Origin of the sequence: Lactobacillus delbrueckii subsp. bulgaricus (assembly GCF_046938665.1) — a bacterium.
GTDB lineage: Bacteria > Bacillota > Bacilli > Lactobacillales > Lactobacillaceae > Lactobacillus > Lactobacillus delbrueckii_C.
This window is the reverse complement of the sequence record NZ_JBKZCD010000005.1, coordinates 62,611-78,629: the sequence shown is the minus strand read 5'-3', so window position 1 is coordinate 78,629 and position 16,019 is coordinate 62,611. Positions and strand designations below refer to the sequence as shown.

Genomic DNA, 16,019 nt, shown 5'->3' with positions numbered 1-16,019 from the left:
CTTCCTAAAATTCTTCCTTAACAGCTTCCAAAGCAGCCGCGATGACCTGGTCCATGTTGTAGTACTTGTACTGGCCCAGGCGGCCGCCGAAGATAACCTTGGCATCTTCCTTGTCAGCCATTTCCTTGTACTGAGCGTACAAGTTGTTGTTTCTGTCATTGTTGACCGGGTAGTAAGGCTCGTCACCCTTGTGCCAGTCAGCTGGGTATTCCCGGGTAATGATTGTCTTGTCCGGGTCACCCTTGCCAAATTCAAAGTGCTTGTGTTCAATCACCCGGGTGTATGGCGTTTCGGCGTCAGTGTAGTTGATCACCGCGTTGCCTTGGTAGTTGCCCACGTTCTTTTCTTCAGTTTCAAAGCGAAGGGACCGGTATTCCAGTTCACCCAAGCGATAGTCAAAGAATTCATCGATCGGGCCAGTGTAGACGACCTTGTCAAACTTTTGCAGGTACTCGTCCTTCTTGGCGAAAAAGTCAGTATCCAGTTCAACCGTGATCTTGTCATCCTTGAGCATGTTTTCCACCAGCTTGGTGTAGCCGCCCTTAGGAATCCCCTGGTAGTCATCGTTGAAGTAGTTGTTGTCATAAATCAAGCGAACTGGCACCCGCTTGATGATGAAGGCCGGCAGTTCAGTTGCCTTTCTGCCCCACTGCTTTTCCGTGTAGCCCTTGATCAGCTTCTCGTAAATATCGCGGCCAATCAAAGAAATAGCCTGTTCTTCCAGGTTTTGCGGGGTCTTGCCCGCCATTTCAGAGCGCTGTTCATTGATCTTGTCCATGGCTTCTTGCGGCGTCCGGACGCCCCACATTTGAGTAAAGGTGTTCATGTTGAAGGGCAGGTTGTACATCTTGCCCTTGTAATTGGCTACCGGGCTGTTGGTGTAGCGGTTAAATTCCGCGAACTGCTGGACATATTCCCAGACTTCCTTGTTTGAGGTGTGGAAAATGTGGGCCCCGTACTGGTGGACTTGGATACCGTCAATTTCCTTAGTGTAGATATTGCCGGCGATGTGGTCACGTTTTTCGATTACCGTAACTTCGTGGCCCCGCTTGGCTGCTTCGCGCGCAAAGACAGCACCGAAAAGACCTGCACCAACTACTAAATACTTGCTCATACTTGTTTTGCTCCTTTTATTTAAAAGTGGGTCTGCTTCTTGCCAATGCCAAGCTTGCGCTTGATCAAGTTGATCCCCTTCACTATCTTCTTTTCGCCGCCCAGCTGGCCCCAGGTCATCTCAGTGTAGTTCTGCTTGGTCGTGTAAAGCCAGACGTCCATCAATCTTTCAGAAATATAGCCATAGACCCGCTGATCCTGGACTGAGTAACTGGAAATGTCTATTTGTCCTTCCAGCTTGCTAAGAACGCTGAAGATGAATTCACAGTAATCGTTAAACTGCTCTTTCTTCATGACGAACATGTTAAACATGTGGGCACTGCGCCGTTTCATCATCATGTCAAAAGCCGGCAGATAGTCTGGATAGGCATCCGCGATAATTTCACGGGTCTTGTCCAGGGGCTCTGCCGGATGGGCATGAACATAGTGGTCATAGTTGCTTTCGATGTAGTAGTTCCGCTTAGTTGGAACGATTACATCATGTTTTTCAAGCAATTTGGCAAAGTCAGCCTCCTTGGCAACATTTTCCAAAGTAAAAGGCTTCTTAACATAAAAATAGCGTCGATAATGGACCAAGCCCACCGCATCAACGTCCTTTAAGTTCTTCCAGGCCCAGTAAATCCCTGTCAGTTCATTATAATAGGGGTTCTTGGCCGAAATGTTTTCACCAGCATCATCGCGCTGGTAATCAATTCCCGGCTTGTAGTTCTTGACCGCGCCAACCAGGACCGGCAGATAGACAGAGTCAGCCGGCATTGGGAACTGCTTGTGTGCCGCGACTAATACTTTAATTTTCACTAGTTTCCCCCTGTTTTAGTAAGCTCCTTCTTTTTTGAAGATGCTGAAAATAGTTTGGAAGAAAATCTTTACGTCATATCCAAAAGAGATATTGTCGATGTATTCCAGCTCAACGTCACAGCGCTCCGGGTAGCTGATGTTGCTCCGACCTGTTGCCTGCCAAAGGCCCATGGCACCTGGCCTGACCGAGAGAAACTTGTCTTTGCGGTCACCGTATTCTTCCAGTTCTTTTTCCACCACTGGCCGTGGACCAATGATGCTCATGTCGCCTTTGAGAATATTGACAAACTGCGGCAGTTCATCAACTGATGTCCGCCGCATCCAGCGGCCAATCGGAGTAATTCTTGGATCTTCATCAGCCAGCAATTTGTAGTCATTGGCTACATACTTGGCATACAAATCAGGATCGCTTTTTAAAATTCTCTCCGCATCCATTCGCATCGAACGGAATTTGTACATCATAAAGGGCTTGCCGCCCTTACCGATTCTTTCTTGGGCAAAAAAGGCTGATCCGCCGTCCTGGCTCTTAATGATCAGAGACAGAATCAAGAAAATCGGCGAGAAAACTACCAGAGCCAGCAAGCTGCCGACAATGTCCAAGAATCTCTTTATATACTTGTAGGTGCCCAGTTTTTTCTCGTAATTGGACGATTTCTCTTTTTTACTCATTTATTACCCGTACAACTTAATAACTAAACAATTTTTGCTATCTTTTACACAAAATTGCGCTTTCTTCAACGCATTTACTAAAGACACCACTAACCGCATTATAACCAAGTATAACATCTTTTACTTGTATTGTGCACTATCAATAGCAGGCTGTAGCTGTAAACAAAAAATGCTGGATGATCGCATCCAGCATTCTCTAAATTGTTTGCAATTACTGAACTGACTTTGTCTTGAGGCCCATGGCTTTTCTGATCAAGTCACTGATTCTTTGCCGTTCCGTCGTAGACACTTGCTGGTAAGATACGCCATCTTGCATAAAGCCAGTGCCGTGGGTGTAGTCAGTTACGACATTCTTCGTGGCTGGCAAGTACGATGATGCCAGGGAAGTCAAGTCACTGAAAGTCAAGTCGGTTTGAACCTGCTTGGACAACGATGAAACAAAGCTGGTGTTCAGCAGCGTCTGGGCTGATTCGGCCTTCTTGACCAGGGCCTGCAGCACTTGCCGCTGCCGCTTTTGCCGGCCGTAGTCACCTTCTGGGTCATCATACCGCATCCGGCTGTAAGCCAGAGCCTTAGCCCCGTCCATGTGGGTCTTCTGGCCCTTGGTGAAGGTGTAGCCTTCGTAGCTGAAGCTCAGAACCGGCGCGATGTCAACCCCGCCAACCTTGTCGACGATGGTCTTAAGCCCGCCCATGTTAACCAACACGTAAGCATTGATCGGGATGTTGAAGTACTTCTTCAGCACCTTAGCAAGTTCACCAGCATTACCGTATGCGTAAGCCGCGTTCAACTTAGACGGTGAGTGTTCCGGATAGTCCGGCAGGTTGACTTGAATGTCACGTTCGAAGCTGACCAAGGTGGTCTTCTTGGTCTTTGGGTTCAAGACCGCGACCATGATGGAGTCAGTCCGGCCTTTGTAGGTTCTGCCCAAAGCCCCGGTGTCCGTCCCCATCAAGAGGACTGCCAGCGGCTTCTTGCTACTGATGACATCGTTCTTGCTCCCGTTTTCCGCGCTGCTGATCCCGCCTGAACGGTAAGCAGTATTGGCCGCGTTCTTAACTGAACTGTATTCATACCAGGCAAAGCCAGCCAGGCCAAGCACGATTACCCCAACGACAGTCCAGAAGATCCGCCAAAATTTGTTGCGTTTCTTCCGCTTCTCAGTTCTTGTATTTAACTTTTTCTCATTCACAGCTTTTCACCATATGTCCAATCTTTAGAATAGATGCAATAGTTTCATTATATATAAAAACTCCGGGTCTGCACCAGACAAATCCACTTTCTTCTGTTTTTTTAAAAAAACTTAGACAAATGCCCGCTAACACTTCAATTTTAGCAGATCTCCCTGCCATTTAAACTCTATTGATTGAAAGCCATATACAAAAAGAGGAGTCAAAGCTCGCCTTTAACTCCTCTGCAACTTTTTATGATTAGTAGCCGGTACTAGTGTTTTGACCGTACATATTTTGGCTGCTGTCCTGCGTTCCGTAACCATAATTGTAAGTGGAATTAGAATTATAATTAGACCCGTAATTGGAATTATAGTTGGAACCGGTATTAGTATCAGAGCCAGGAGCAGTCGTTGAACCGCCAGCATTGCTACCAGGGGTATTTCCGGCAGAACTGCTTGAGCTGCTAGAATTAGTTGAACTGGTCGAGCTGCTAGTTGAAGTATCGATTGAGTCAGTCTTTACCTTTTTGGTCTTAAGCCCCAGGGCTTTTCTGATCAAGTTGCTGATTCTCTGCCGCTCAGAAACAGAAATCTTCTGGTAGGAAACCCCGTTTTGCATATAGCCAGTACCGTGGGTATAATCAGTTTTCAAGTTCTTTGTGGCTGCCAGGTAGCTCTTTGCCATAGAAGTCATGTCACTGAAAGTCAAGTCAGTTTGCACTTGCTTGGACAGGGAAGAAATGAAGCTGGAGTTCAGCAAGGTCGTCGCGCTTTCAGCCTTCTTCAAGAGAGCGGAAAGAACTTGCCGCTGCCGCTTTTGCCGGCCGTAGTCACCTTCTGGGTCATCATACCGCATCCGGGAATAAGCCAGTGCCTTGGCCCCGTCCATGTGAGTCGTTTTACCCTTGGTAAAGGTGTAGCCTTCATAGCTAAAAGACAGTACCGGAGCAATATCGATCCCGCCGACCTTGTTGACGATGGTCTTAAGGCCACCCATGTTAATCAAGACGTAGGCATTAATCGGAATATTGTAGTACTTCTTCAAGACCTTGGCCAATTCCTTGGCATTGCCGTAAGCATAGGCCGCGTTCAACTTGGAAGGCGACTTGTCCGGGTAGTCAGGCAGGTTGACCTGCTGGTCTCTTTCGAAGCTGACCAGAGTCGTTTTCTTGGTCTTTGGATTCAAGACCGCAACCATGATGGAGTCGGTCCGGCCCTTGTAAGTTCTCCCCAAAGCCCCGGTATCAGTCCCCATCAAAAGGATTGCGATCGGCTTGGAGCTGCTGATGACGGAATTCTTGCTCCCGTTTTCTGCACTGCTAATCCCGCCAGACTTGTAAGCTGAATCTGCCGCGTTCTTGACTGTATGGTACTCGTAGTAAGCAAAGCCGGCAATCCCAAGCAATAAGACGGCCAGGATGCTCCAGAAGACGCGCTTGGCTTTACCACGCTTCTTCCGCTTGCCAACTCTGGTGTTTATATTGTTGTCATTTTTCAAAGTCTTCACCAGTATCCTATTCTTTTGAAATAAAAATTATTATCTCCATTATAGTTAAACTGGTATCAGATGGACGCTGGCAGACAGATTTTTATCTTTTTTGAAGAGTATTTTCACATCTTGGTCAAAGAAAAAATCCCGCTGACGCGGGATTTTTCTGCTTACTTGATTTTAGAAGTTTGCGGACTTGATGTACTTGCCGCTGGCTACTGCGTAGAATTTCTTGCCTTGGAAGATCACAACAGAGCCGTAAGTGTACTTCGTGCTGCCCTTCTTTTGCAGGCCCTTAAGTGCCTTTACCTTCTTGCCCTTCTTGACATAGATGTAGGCATTCTTCTTAAGAGTCCGCTTCTTGCCGACAGTGATGTTGCCAGCCTTGATGTACTTGCCGTTGCTGAGCTTGTAGTAAACCTTGCCCTTGATGATCCGAATGCCAACAGACTTGGTGTACAGGCCCTTCTTGTAACTCTTAGCCTTAGTCTTCTTGCCCTTAGCTGAGTAAAGAGCGGCGTTGTGCTTCAAACGGATGTAAGTACCAACCGTTTGGTAGCTGATCTTAGCACCTGAGCGCTTGTCAAACATGTACCACTTGCCGTTAATCTTTTGCAGGCCGTACAGCATTTGGCCAGTCTTAGGGCTGTAGTAGGCAGTCTTCTTTTGGCTGGCAATGTACTGGAAGCCAGTCTGCATTACGCCGGTCTTCTTGTCGAACATGTACCACTTGCCGTTAATCTTAATTTGGCCGACAACTCTTGCACCTGAACCTGGAGCGAAGTAGTAAGTCTTGCCGTCGATCTTTTGCAAGCCATACAGCATGTGGCCACTAGCTGGGTCGTAGTAAACCGTCTTGTTTTGGCTAGTGATGTACTGGAAGCCAGTTTGCATTACGCCATCTTCCTTGCTGAAGAGGTACCAGTTGCCGTCGATCTTGATTTGACCGCCGAACCGGGCGCCTGAACCTGGAGCAAAGTAGTAAGTCTTGCCGTCGATCTTTTGCAGGCCATACAGCATTTGGCCAGTAGCTGGATCGTAGTAAACCGTCTTGTTTTGGCCAGCCAGGTATTGGAAACCGGTCTGCATTTTGATTGAGCCGTCATCAGTTGAATCGTTGTACAGGTACCAGTTGCCGTCCTTGTTAACTTGGTAGCTGAAGCTGTCAGTTGACCGCTTGGCTTCCTTTAAGGACGCAGCTGCCAGTTCAGGCTTCGGACTATTTTCGTTCCAATCCCAAACACCTTGGTCAGTAACTGAGTTGGCCAAGACAGTCGTCTTGTCACCATCGATCAAAACCAAGAAACTTGGTCCAAGAGTTGCATTAAGGCCCTTGCCGGCAATTTCGCCCCGGTTGCCCATGTAAGCATTGATCAAAACAACGTGGTTAGCAAAGTAATCCTTGTCATAGGTTACGCCATTAACCGTAATCTTGTCGCTCTTCAAGTTGGCCGGATTGATCTTAACTACGTAGTATGAGTAAGTAGCAGTACGCCAAGTTGATGGTACAGACGCGCCAAGTACCAGACCGTCACCATTCAGAGGAACGTAGTCCCCGTCTACCTTGTCAGAAACAAAGCCCAGCATGGTAACGTTGTCCCCAACTGCGATGTTAGTCTTAACAGCCAAGTCTGTGTCACTGGCATGGTTGACCCGGGCATCAACGAAGAGGTAGTACTTACCATTCAACTTGACTAAGTCTGGCCGTTCGATTTCATCACCGGACAGAACAGTCTTAACAAGCGGCTTGTACAGGACTTGCTTGCCATTTTCGTTAGTAGCTACCTTAGGATTCTTAGGGTCGCTCATGTCAAGTTTGAGCAAACCGATAGCACTGTTACTTACGGCCGCTCTAGTACTCATGTCAGTGCTGTTGAGCAGCTTGAACAATTCACTTACGTTGTAAGCCGCGTTACCGCCATATCTGCCCCAGTCGTAAAGATTGTCAGCACCTTCTGGGTCATCGCCAAGGTCACCAGTAGCAGTTTCAAAGGCCAAATAGTAAGTACCGTCGCTGTCCTTGAAGACGTGGCCATCACGCATTTGTGGGTTGTTGGCACCACGGTTTTCGCTGTTCTTCCATTGTTCAAAGTTTTGGTAAACAGTACCGTCACCGATAAAGAGAATGTGGTCGTTTTCAGTGTTCTTGATGTAAACACCGTCAGCGTTCTCGCCAATGTTGACCGTGATAGTGGCAACTCTTTGGTTGTTGCTTTCTTGAGCAACGACGTTAGCGTAGAACAATTGGATTGAGCCGTCAGCGTTAAGCATAGCTGAACCGGACCATTGGCCAATTGCCGGGTCATTGTTGTAGCCAAAGATTGAGCCGGCAACCTTCCAGTTAGCAAAGTTGTTGTCACCATACTTGTTGTAAAGCAGGTACAAGTGGCTGTCGCTCTTGTGCGGAATACCCATCATGGCCACAACCAGCTGGTAGCCATTCCAGTTTTGCACGTAGCCAGTTTCTGGGTCTTGAACTGGCCAGGAGTCCCAAATGTCCATGGTTGCTTCTTCGCCAGTTTCAGCGTCCTTGACCTTGTCCAGGCCAGGCATGTTGACAACCTTTTCCCCCTTAAAGAGTGGAATTTGGGAGCTGCTGTCGCGTTCAACGATCTTCTTGGTGATTGAGTCGTAGTCCTTCAAAGTGTACTGACTGTCTTCAGTCTTGTTCAGAACCATCTTGTTCAAGGCAGCGATCTGCGTGTCAGTCAGCTTGTCCAGTTCCAAAGTGCTGCCTTCTCTCAAAGCAGCAGCCACGATCTTCTTACCAGTGTCATTCAGTTTGGCGTAGTTGTCCTTGGCAGCTTGCGTGGTCAAATAGCTGTTAATAACTGAGCCTTCGCCAATGTTTTCGTTTGAAACATCTTCACTGATGTTTTGCTTCCCAAGTTCTGAAGTTTCATCACTGGAGGTGTTGCCAGTAGATGAGCCTGGGTGAGTCTGGGTGTTGTCACTGGCTGAACCTGGGTTGTCGGTCGTGTTACCAGTACTCTTAGTATCAGTCTTAGTACCGGTGTTGGTACCGGTTGAACCTGGGTTAGTTGGGTCTGGAGTGCCAGTGGTCGTGCCGGTTGAACCTGGGTTAGTTGGGTCTGGAGTGCCAGTGGTCGTACCAGTAGTAGCTTGGTTGGTATTGCCAGTTGCAGTGTTGGCAGTCCCGTTATTCGCGGTATTGGTGTTGTTAGTGCCAGCTGCGGTGTTGTTATTAGCTGCAGTCGTGGTATCAGCTGTCGTAGTCGTAGTAGTTGCTGCAGTAGTGTTAGTCGGAGCAGCCGTAGTGTTGGCGGTAGTCGTAGTTGCAGTAGTTGCAGTAGTTGCTGCCTTGACTTCAGTCGTTGCCTTTTCAACAGTATCAGCCTTAACAGTTTGTGCCTTACCCGCGCCAGCAAGCAAACCAATGGTCATTGCTGAGAGCATCAAGTAGTCTTTGCCGAACAGGCCGTGTTTCTTTTCTTCCTTTTTCATAATCTTAAGTTTTTCCTCTAAAAAATAATCTGTCTATTACTTAAAAATATAGAATATTTACACATTTTACTCAGCCAGCTAATAAGCACACTAAGCAATACTTTTATTTTACAACATTTCTTTCACATTTTTTGTAGCATTTGTATTGACTTATCTATTTAAAGATAAATCACTTTAAGCCCCGCTGATTCTCCAAGCTCACTTAAGAAAATAAAGCAATATTTTCTGTAATATATTTTCCGCCTATTCCTTCTTTATGTAATCATGTTAGAATGACAAAGTTGTTTGTTCTAACACTAAAGTAATTTTGTAAAGAAGAGGAATTTCCGTGAAGAAAACAATGCAAAAAATAACGGCCCTCCTACTGGCTTCAGCCAGCTTCCTCGTGGCCAGTCCCTCCAAGGCCAGCAGCCTGGCTGACCGCGACTACCAGGGGCAAAAAGTTATCACCGTCAACCAGAACCGGCCAGCTTTTTCCAAGAAAACCCTGTCGACTAAAAAGGGGGCCTGGCAGAGCTACCACAAGCTGGACTCTTTAAACCGAGCCGGGGAAGCCGATGCCCTGCTGAACAAGCGGCTCATGCCGACCAAGGCCAGAGAGCCCCTTTACTGGAACCCAACCGCCTGGCACAACAAGAAGATCGCCGGCGGCTGGCTCTACAACCGCAGCCACCTGATCGGCTACCAGCTGACCGGGCAAAACAACAACCCTAAGAACCTGATCACCGGGACCCGGCAATTAAACGACCCAGGCATGCTCAAGTACGAAAACCAGGTGGCCAGCTATCTCAAATCCTCCAGCCACCACTACATCCGCTACCGGGTCAAGCCAATCTTCCGCGGCCGGGAGCTTTTAGCCCGCGGGGTTGAAATGGAAGCCCAGTCCACCGGCTCTAACGCGGTCCGCTTCCACGTCTACATTTTCAACGTCCAGGACGGCGTCAAGCTCAACTATTCAAACGGTACCAGCCTGGTTACCGGCGCGGCGAAAAAGACCGTTGCTAAAAAGACCGTTGCTAAAAAGTCCACTTCTTCTAAAAAGAAGATCAAGACCTCTACCACCGGCCGGATTGTTGGTAACCGCCGGTCCAAGATCTACCACGTTCCAGGCCAGGCCGGCTACCATATGAACTCAGCCAACGCGGTCTACTTCCGCACCGAAACTGAAGCCAAAAGAGCCGGCTACCGCCGGGCCCTGCGCTAAGGCATGTTTCTTGATTTTTTGCAAGGGCCTGTGTAATATTGGCATTAGGAAAAGGCAAGAGAGATGACCCTACCTTTTCCTATGAAGGTTTTATATCATACTCTTTTCTTATTGCATTTTTACACACATACTCTTTTATCTTATTTGTACAGTTTTGGTACAATATGTTGGCATATCGGGCGACTCATTTCAAACACTTCTAACATCATTCGCATTTTTACCGATTCCTTTCTATTCATAAATGCATCGAAGCGCCATATGTCATCCCCTTTTACACATCTATTTAAAGAGGAGTCCCAACTAAGTTGGGGCCCCTCTTTTCTTTTATTCAGCTTTCTTCTTGCTGGACTGCTTTTCAGTCTTCTTAGTCGTTTTCTTACTCGTTTTCTTCTTTTCCATCTTCTTCACCGGCAACGGGCTCTCTTCCAGCTTGTTCAAGCTGATTTGGCGGAGCAGCTTCTTGAAGTGGGCCTGGCTTCCGATTTTTTTCACCTGCCCCCGGTTCCCCTTGAACCAGTAGACGCCACTGGCGTCCGCAAAGAGGCTGACCAAGTCAGAACCCGCGTAAGCGCCGGTCAAACTTCCTTCCGTCTTGCCAATCGCCACTTCTTTCCGGTAAAAGTAGCGCGGCTTGGCCCCACCAACTGGGAAATAGCCCGGCAAGCTGTTTAAAGTAATCCGGCCGCTGGCCGCTACCGCCAAAACCAGCAGGTCACTCACCGCCTGCCCAGTCTGGTTATCGATCTCCAGCTGGAGCTCGCCGCTCTTTTCTTCTGTCTCCCAAACATTCAGCCCCGCAGCAACGCTGGCAGCAGGCAGGTCCTGGTTGGCCTGCTTAAGTGCCTGGTTTTCCTTGGCCAGGCGGGCATTTTTCTTCTTTAAACTGGAATTATCGCTCGCCAATTTGTCCAGGCGTTTTTTAATGCTGAAAGCTTCCTGGCTCTTAGTCCGGCTGGCCTGGTAGAGCTGGCCAGCCAGCTGGCTGTTTCTCTGGGTCTGCTTGGCAGCTTGCGTGCTCAGCCAGACGCTGGCGCCCATGGCGGCAAAGCCCACGACCAGGGCCAAAACCGTCAGCCAGGTCAGCCAATTTTTCTCCTTCATCGTTCTATCCCCCTTATTTTTTAAATATCACTTTTTCATTATACTACTTCCTTTGAAAAGGCTTCCTCCCCCTTGGATAAAAGAAAAAGGCGAGAACTTCCCGCCTTATTGAGCATCGCGCTCGGCAATATCGCAGCGCATAAGCTTCTCAATGATGTCAATATATTCCCGCGGCACCTGCTGGCCCAGATAGGTCAAGCGGATATCGCGGTCGGTTAGGTCGACCACCCTGCGGTCTTCCTGCCCCCCTTGTTCCAGCATTTCTACCGGCAGCCCAGCCAGAATGCTGTTTCTGGACACGCCAAAAATATTCGCTATCTTCTCAACAGCCTTCATCCGCGGCACCTTGCGGCCAACCTCCCAATTAGAGATGGTCTGCTTGCTTACTCCCAAGGCCAGGGCCAGCTCCTGCTGGCTCATCCCCCGCCGCCGGCGCAGGTCTCGCAAATACTTGCCAATCATGTTCTTTTCCATCCAAAGTCACCACCTGTCATAAGCATAACATAAGTTGTAATAAAATGAAATGTTTATGAGAGCTTTTTGCCTTTTTTGAGAAAAGAATATAAAAGATAAAAAGAAGCCTGCTTCCGCAGACTTCTTAATTAACTTTATTACTTGGTCATTTCTGACTTCTTTTCCCGCAGCATCAAGGCATCAACGGTTTCCCGGGCGTCAGCACCGCGGTTGACCACGGCGTCAACGGCAAAAACGATTGGCATTTCCACGTCATACTTGTCAGCCAGTTCCAAGGCGGCTGGAATGGCGTTGATCCCTTCAACGACCATGCCGACTTCCTTCTTGGCTTCTTCAGCGCTCTTGCCCTTTCCGATCAAGTAGCCAGCATTGTTGTTCCGGCTTTCCTTGCTGGTAGCGGTAACGATCAAGTCCCCCATGCCAGCCAGGCCGTCAAAGGAGTCTTCCTTGCCGCCCATCTTAAGGCCCAGGCGCTTGATTTCCGCCATCCCGCGGATAATCAAGGCAGCCCGCATGTTGTCCCCGTAGCCCAGGCCGGAGCAGATCCCGCTGGCCAAAGCAATTACGTTCTTCAAGGCCCCGCAGAGCTCAACGCCCAAGCGGTCAGAGTTGGTGTAAACCCGCATGTTCTTGTTCATGAAGACATCCTGGACCTTTTCGGCCACAGCTTGGTCTTCACAGGCGGAAACGATGGTAGTTGGCAGGTCCTTGGCCACTTCTTCAGCGTGGGTCGGACCAGACAGGGCAACGTAGTGGACATTGCCATGCTTGCCGTCCTTGTTCAATTCGTCAGCGATGACTTCCGTCAAAGTCAAAAGGGTGTCTGGTTCGATCCCCTTAGCCACGTCAACGATGATCTGCCCGTCTGGAATGAACGGCGCAGCAGTCTTAGCAGTTGAGCGGACGAAGACTGATGGTACGGCGAACAGGATGATATCCTTGCCTTGGCAGGCTTCCGCAATTTCCTTAGTAAATTTAATTTCGTCAGGAATAACCATACCTGGCAGGTTCTTCTGGCGACGAGTTCTTGAGAGTTCGTCGACTTCTTGCGGCAGGGCTGACCAGACGGTCACTTCATGACCAGAGTTGCTGAGCATCCGGGCCAGTGCCATGCCCCAAGTACCTGCTCCCAAAACACCGATTTTTGCCATATTATTACCTCACTTAGTTTGTTGATTCCTATTCGCGGCGGCAAAACGGCCGCCACTGATCTAACCTATTATAGCACTCAGCTGGCAACTTTCTCTTTAACCCTAGCCTAATTATTAAAAAATTAGCCTTTGCCTACACAAAAAAGACGTTTCCCAATTGAAACGTCCGTTAGAGAATAGCCATATTAAAAAGTGTAAACAAAAAACAGCTATGCATTTATCTCCAAGTGAAAAACTCAAGAGTTTATTAAAAGCAACCGCTTACTCTTGCATAGACTATTGTATGATGTAAAATAGTCTTTGACAAGGCTTTTCGTGAATTTAAACATTTTTTATGCACTTTTTTAAAAAAGGCGAACGATTTTTTCCTAATTGCTTTCTCAGCAACATAACATTTTATCAATTTGTACTAACGCTATCCGCTATAGTATACTGAACAGTAGGATTATCCTTCAACGATTTGGACATATGTCTAAATAAGGGGATTATAACTAAAAATAAATTATATTATAACGATGAATAAGGTGTAATTCAGCAATGTTTAAACAGCTTAGGAAAGCAAACCGAAACGACCACTTGCTTATCGCGGCTACTTTGATTTTGTTGGTCGTCTTCAACCTCAGCTTGCTCAGTTACGTCCAGGAACAACAGAAAGCAGCCGAGCGCGACCAGGCCCAGGCCCTGGCAACCGGCTTCTCCAGGACCTTGAAGGGCGAGATCAAGAACGCCCTGACCCTGTCGACGACTCTGAAGGAACTAGTTTTAGCCAGCAATGGCAAAGTCGCCAATTTCTCCACCGTGGCCAGGGACCTTTTAGAAGAAAACGAAGCGGCCAGCAACCTGCAGCTGGCGCCTAAAGGGAAAGTCACGGAAATCTACCCTTTAAAAGGAAATGAAGCTGGCAAGATCAACCTTTTGACCGACCCGGTCCGCGGTCCCTTATGCCGCTACGGGATCAGCCACCAGGTCACCGTGACCCAGGGGCCAATTGCTCTTAAGCAGGGCGGAAAAGGCCTGGTCATGCGGACGCCGATTTTTATCAAGAAAAACGGCAAGAAGCAGTTCTGGGGCTTCGGCGTTGTAGTGATGAAGATCCCCCAAACCTTCTCCTCCACCGCGGCCAACCTTAAATCAGCCGGCTACAGCTACGAATTAGAAAAGCAAGTTTCTCCCTTAAATACTAGCTACAAGCAGGTCATGCAAAAGGGCAGCCTCCACGAGCCGATCACCTACAGCTTCACGACTGCTGACAACAGCAAATGGCTCTTGAAGCTGGCTCCGGCCAAGGGCTGGCGCTACAACAAGTGGAACTGGTTCATGGGCTATATCGCGATCATCGACTTCGCTATCGCTGGTCTCATGCTCTGGGTTATCAGCCGGCGGATCAGCGGGCGGATCCTGGAAAGAGAAGCTACCCTAGATCCTTTGACCCAGGCTTACAACCGGCAGGGCTTTGACTGGAAGCTGGCGAGCCAGGGGGAAAAGGAGACTACGGTGATCATGCTGGACATTGACGACTTCAAGTCGATCAACGACGTCTTTGGTCACCAGACCGGGGACGCGGTTTTAGTCCAGCTGACCAGGAACTTGCAGAAGTGCTTCGGGCCAAAGGCCATCATCGGCAGAAACGGCGGGGACGAATTCGTCGTGGCTCTTCCCGGCAAGATGAGCGACAACCGGCCAGCCATCAAGGGACTGTCTGTTTTAAAGCAGGAAGTAGAAAACAACGGAGAAGCAATTCCTTTCTCCGTTTCCATCGGCTACAGCGAGTTCCCGGGCCAGGCCAAGGACTATGAAGAGGCCTTGAAGTTCGCCGACGCGGCCTTGTATGAGGTGAAAATTGCCGGCAAGAACAATTTTGCCAGCTACAAGTCCAGCTTGTCGGAGAAGAAGCACCACAACCAACTGGGCCTGGGTTTAAGAGCCCTGGCAGCGGGCGACCCGACTCCCCTTTTGGTCATGCAGATGGATACTAAAGAAGCCATCTACGTTAACAAGAGCCTGCTGGAGCTGTTTGGCTGCGAATTGTCGTCAGAATTCTACGACTATTACGGCCAGTCCCTGCTCAACCTAATTTCCCCGGGCGACCAGGCCAGGGTCAAGGAGGAGTTTACGGATTTTGTTGAGTCAGCAGTTGATGAAGAGCGCTTTAGGGGCGACTGCCAGATTTTGACGGCAGATGCCCGGACCCTACGCGTCTTCTGCGACATGAAGTATTCTGTCAACCAGCGCTATGGCGCCTTGGTTTACATCAGTTTTGTCCTTAATTAACGGAGGCAGAAAAATGGCTGAAGAAGAAAAGAAGTTGAACATCCCTAACCTGCAGATTCTGGGCCAGGACGACAGCCCTCTTTTTCAAGGAGCAGGCAGCGAGGGCAAAAGCGTGACCTATCCCCAGAAGTTTGCCAACCACCCGGGCTTTAAGCGGGTCTTTCAGCCAGGCAAGTTGACTTTCGGCTTGATGGCCCCTTTTAAGGGCTACCCAGACAGCCAGATTCCGGATGTCAGTGACCTTTTTGCCTGCGCCAAGGCAGCAGAAGCTGCCGGCTTTGACGCCTTGTGGATCAGAGATGTGCCTTTTTATGACCCATACTTTGGGGACGTAGGCCAGGGCCTGGACCCGATCGCGACCCTGGGTGCCTTGGCCATGACCACAGACAAGATTGTTTTGGGATCTGCCGGCTTCATTTTACCTGAGCGGAACCCGATCCACGTGGCCCAGGCCGCCGTGTCAATCGACCGGCTCAGCAAGCACCGCTTCCTGCTGGGCCTGGTCAGCGGGGACCGGAAGAATGAGTTTAAGGCTTTTGGCCGGGACTGGAATGAGCGCAGCGAGATCTTCAGAGAAGGCTGGGACTTAACCAAGAAGTCTCTGACACACCCCAACCGCCTGCACTTCAGCGGCAGCTACTACAGCAAGCTGACCGGGTCTTTGAGCGTTGTGCCTCAGCTTGAAGAGGGCTACTCAATGCCGCTGATGGCGATCGGCCGCTGCCGGCAGGAGCTCTCCTGGCTGGCTAACGAGCCGGACGCCTGGATCTGGCATGGGATCGGCGAAGATGAGACGGCGCCGGCGGTTAAGAAGCTGAATGATTTGAATGAGGACGGCAACTGGCATCCCTTCGGCTACCAAAACTTCGTTGAGCTGTTGGATGACCCGGACGCCCCATGCGAGCTCTTCAACAAGATCTACCTGCGCGGGGGCGCCAAGAGCATGGCCCAGTTCTGGCGCAAGCAGCGCGAGGAAGGCTTAAACCACGTAATCATCAACTTCAAGCCAACCAAGCGGCCGATCGCTGACTGCCTGGCTGACATGGAAAAGTACGTTTTCCCGGAAGTAAATAAAGACTAAAAAAGGCTCTGCCATCGTGCTTGATGACAGAG

12 protein-coding genes are annotated in these 16,019 nt (G+C 49.2%); 3 read left to right on the top strand and 9 right to left on the bottom strand.

What is annotated here, in order from left to right; all coding sequences use genetic code 11:
- Positions 1-4: 4 nt before the first annotated feature.
- The 6 genes from glf to ACLUXO_RS04610 all read right to left on the bottom strand — a co-directional run bounded on the left by glf (position 5) and on the right by ACLUXO_RS04610 (position 8,705).
- Positions 5-1,228 (bottom strand): UDP-galactopyranose mutase, encoded by a 1,224-nt coding sequence (gene glf, locus ACLUXO_RS04635; RefSeq protein WP_412136534.1) that lies wholly within the window; start codon positions 1,226-1,228, stop codon positions 5-7.
- Positions 1,135-1,911, bottom strand: a complete 777-nt coding sequence (locus ACLUXO_RS04630; RefSeq protein ID WP_412136518.1) for a DUF4422 domain-containing protein — start codon at positions 1,909-1,911, stop codon at positions 1,135-1,137. Before ACLUXO_RS04630 ends, glf begins: the two co-directional genes overlap by 94 nt.
- Positions 1,912-1,926: 15 nt before the next feature.
- On the bottom strand, positions 1,927-2,580 hold the full coding sequence (locus ACLUXO_RS04625) for a sugar transferase (protein WP_412136516.1): 654 nt from the start codon (positions 2,578-2,580) through the stop codon (positions 1,927-1,929).
- A 211-nt stretch (positions 2,581-2,791) separates the two neighbouring features.
- Positions 2,792-3,772, bottom strand: coding sequence for an LCP family protein (locus ACLUXO_RS04620; protein ID WP_412136514.1), 981 nt, complete (start codon positions 3,770-3,772; stop codon positions 2,792-2,794).
- A 238-nt stretch (positions 3,773-4,010) separates the two neighbouring features.
- Positions 4,011-5,258, bottom strand: coding sequence for an LCP family protein (locus ACLUXO_RS04615; RefSeq protein WP_412136513.1), 1,248 nt, complete (start codon positions 5,256-5,258; stop codon positions 4,011-4,013).
- Between the two features lie 162 nt (positions 5,259-5,420).
- The gene (locus ACLUXO_RS04610) at positions 5,421-8,705 is read right to left on the bottom strand and encodes a glycoside hydrolase family 68 protein (RefSeq protein ID WP_412136512.1); all 3,285 of its coding nucleotides are present in this window, start codon (positions 8,703-8,705) and stop codon (positions 5,421-5,423) included.
- 328 nt (positions 8,706-9,033) lie between these two features.
- On the opposite strand from ACLUXO_RS04610, the gene ACLUXO_RS04605 reads away from it, so the two are divergent.
- Positions 9,034-9,909 (top strand): DNA/RNA non-specific endonuclease, encoded by an 876-nt coding sequence (locus ACLUXO_RS04605; protein WP_412136511.1) that lies wholly within the window; start codon positions 9,034-9,036, stop codon positions 9,907-9,909.
- A gap of 324 nt (positions 9,910-10,233) precedes the next feature.
- On the opposite strand, the gene ACLUXO_RS04600 is transcribed toward ACLUXO_RS04605, so the two are convergent.
- From ACLUXO_RS04600 to ACLUXO_RS04590, 3 genes are all read right to left on the bottom strand, one after another.
- Complete coding sequence (locus ACLUXO_RS04600; protein ID WP_412136510.1) at positions 10,234-11,010, bottom strand: hypothetical protein; 777 nt, start codon at positions 11,008-11,010, stop codon at positions 10,234-10,236.
- Positions 11,011-11,115: 105 nt separating this feature from the next.
- Positions 11,116-11,484: a helix-turn-helix transcriptional regulator gene (locus tag ACLUXO_RS04595; protein ID WP_412136509.1), complete on the bottom strand. Its 369-nt coding sequence runs from the start codon at positions 11,482-11,484 to the stop codon at positions 11,116-11,118.
- 137 nt (positions 11,485-11,621) lie between these two features.
- Positions 11,622-12,635, bottom strand: a complete 1,014-nt coding sequence (locus ACLUXO_RS04590; RefSeq protein WP_412136508.1) for an NAD(P)H-dependent glycerol-3-phosphate dehydrogenase — start codon at positions 12,633-12,635, stop codon at positions 11,622-11,624.
- 537 nt (positions 12,636-13,172) lie between these two features.
- On the opposite strand from ACLUXO_RS04590, the gene ACLUXO_RS04585 reads away from it, so the two are divergent.
- Positions 13,173-14,906, top strand: a complete 1,734-nt coding sequence (locus tag ACLUXO_RS04585; RefSeq protein ID WP_412136507.1) for a sensor domain-containing diguanylate cyclase — start codon at positions 13,173-13,175, stop codon at positions 14,904-14,906.
- 13 nt (positions 14,907-14,919) lie between these two features.
- Positions 14,920-15,987, top strand: a complete 1,068-nt coding sequence (locus tag ACLUXO_RS04580; protein WP_412136506.1) for an LLM class flavin-dependent oxidoreductase — start codon at positions 14,920-14,922, stop codon at positions 15,985-15,987.
- The last annotated feature ends 32 nt before the right edge of the window (positions 15,988-16,019 follow it).

What these genes read in the sequence shown, in the direction of transcription:
- ACLUXO_RS04595 (WP_412136509.1), bottom strand. Translation starts at nt 11,484, where the DNA reads ATGGAAAAGAACATGATTGGCAAGTATTTGCGAGACCTGCGCCGGCGG.
- ACLUXO_RS04625 (WP_412136516.1), bottom strand. Translation starts at nt 2,580, where the DNA reads ATGAGTAAAAAAGAGAAATCGTCCAATTACGAGAAAAAACTGGGCACC.
- ACLUXO_RS04610 (WP_412136512.1), bottom strand. Translation starts at nt 8,705, where the DNA reads ATGAAAAAGGAAGAAAAGAAACACGGCCTGTTCGGCAAAGACTACTTG.
- ACLUXO_RS04580 (WP_412136506.1), top strand. Translation starts at nt 14,920, where the DNA reads ATGGCTGAAGAAGAAAAGAAGTTGAACATCCCTAACCTGCAGATTCTG.
- ACLUXO_RS04585 (WP_412136507.1), top strand. Translation starts at nt 13,173, where the DNA reads ATGTTTAAACAGCTTAGGAAAGCAAACCGAAACGACCACTTGCTTATC.
- ACLUXO_RS04600 (WP_412136510.1), bottom strand. Translation starts at nt 11,010, where the DNA reads ATGAAGGAGAAAAATTGGCTGACCTGGCTGACGGTTTTGGCCCTGGTC.
- ACLUXO_RS04590 (WP_412136508.1), bottom strand. Translation starts at nt 12,635, where the DNA reads ATGGCAAAAATCGGTGTTTTGGGAGCAGGTACTTGGGGCATGGCACTG.